At 74.6% G+C, this 1553-nt stretch carries 1 protein-coding gene and 1 pseudogene; one reads left to right on the top strand and one right to left on the bottom strand.

From position 1 onward, the window contains the following. Positions 1-36 precede the first annotated feature (36 nt). A complete protein-coding gene (gene zapE, locus V7793_RS37400) occupies positions 37-1113 on the bottom strand; it encodes a cell division protein ZapE (protein WP_336014164.1) in 1077 nt (358 codons plus the stop codon). Positions 1114-1262: 149 nt separating this feature from the next. Between zapE and V7793_RS37395 the strand changes: the two are divergent. Then, positions 1263-1553 (top strand): annotated as a pseudogene (locus V7793_RS37395) (pyrimidine reductase family protein); the annotation flags it as partial.

The raw sequence follows: 1553 nt of genomic DNA, 5'->3' as shown, positions 1-1553 counted from the left end.
TCCGGGCCGCCCGCACGCCCGCGCCCACGGCCGCGGTTACGGCTGCTGCTGCGGCTCGACGAGCTGCTTCGCATCGCGGGCGAGCGCGGTGAGGCGGGATATCGCCCGGAAGTACTTCTTGCGGTAGCCGCCGTTCAGCATCTCCTCGCTGAACAGCTCGTCGAACGGACGCCCCGAGGCGAGGACCGGTATCTCGCGGTCGTAGAGCCGGTCGGCCAGGACGACCAGGCGCAGGGCCGTGGACTGGTCCGGCACGGGCTCGACACCGGTCAGGCACACGGCCCGCAGGGAGTCGCACATCGCGCCGTAGCGGCTGGGGTGGACCTTGGAGAGGTGGTCCAGCAGGGCGGGGAAGGCGTCGAGCGACGCGCCCTCGGTCGTTTCAGCCGTACGGGTGACGGTGCCGTCGTCGTACGGCACGGGGGCCTGCGGAAGGCCGCGGTGGCGGTAGTCCTCGCCGTCGATGCGCAGGGGGCGGAAGTGGGCGGACAGCCCCTGTATCTCGCGCAGGAAGTCGGCGGCGGCGAAGCGGCCCTCGCCGAGCTTGCCCGGCAGCGTGTTGGAGGTCGCGGCGAGCGCGACGCCCGCCTCCACCAGCTTGCCCAGCAGGGTGGAGACGAGGACGGTGTCACCGGGGTCGTCGAGCTCGAACTCGTCGATGCACAGGAGGCGGTGGTCGCTCAGGGTGCGGACGGTCTGCTGGAAGCCCAGGGCGCCGACGAGGTTGGTCAGCTCCACGAAGGTGCCGAAGGCCTTCTGCTCCGGGGCCGCCGGGGTGGCGTGCCACAGGGAGGCCAGCAGGTGGGTCTTGCCGACGCCGTACCCGCCGTCGAGGTAGACGCCGCGGGGGCCGGACGGGGCGGCCGGCTTCGCCTCGCGGCGGAACCAGCGCTTGCGGCCGCCGCCGGGGGCGGCGCCGAGGCCGGCCGCGAAGCCGCCGAGGACCTGGACGGCCTCGGCCTGGCTGGGCTGGTCGGGCGCCGGTATGTAGTTGTCGAAGCGCACCGTGCCGAAACGCGGGGGCGGCACCATCTCGGCGACCAGGCGGTCGGCCGGCACGTGCGGGGCGCGCGAGGTGAGCGCGACGGGGGAGCCGGTACCGGCGCCGGATATCGGGCCCGGGACGTCGGACGGGGCCGACGGGGCCGGCGAGGCGGCTGCGCCGGAAGCGGAGGCGGTGGTGGCTGACACAGCTCTCCAGCCTAGCCGCTGTCCGGCGGCTGCCGGCCGCCGGAAGAGCGAGGCATGTCACACTGCGGCCTATGCGACGCCTGTTCCCGCTCGAATCCCCCGCCTCCTCCGCCGCCCCCGGCTCCTCCGCCTCTCCGTCCTCTGCGGCCCCGGCCCGCCCCTCCGCGCAGGAGGACCGCACCTGGGAGCTGGCCGAGCTGGCCGAGGTCTACGCCTACCCGGAGGAGCCGGGACCGGCCCGCCACGCCTGGCTGCGCGCGAACATGGTCTCCTCGCTGGACGGCGCGGCCCACCACGACGGGCGCTCGCAGCCGCTCTCCTCCGACGCCGACATGCGCATCTTCGGGACGCTGCGCGGGCTC

The organism is Streptomyces sp. KLMMK, assembly GCF_036961605.1.
GTDB lineage: Bacteria > Actinomycetota > Actinomycetes > Streptomycetales > Streptomycetaceae > Streptomyces > Streptomyces telluris.
Note: the sequence above shows the minus strand (reverse complement) of the source record. Positions and strands in the feature narration are given on the sequence as shown.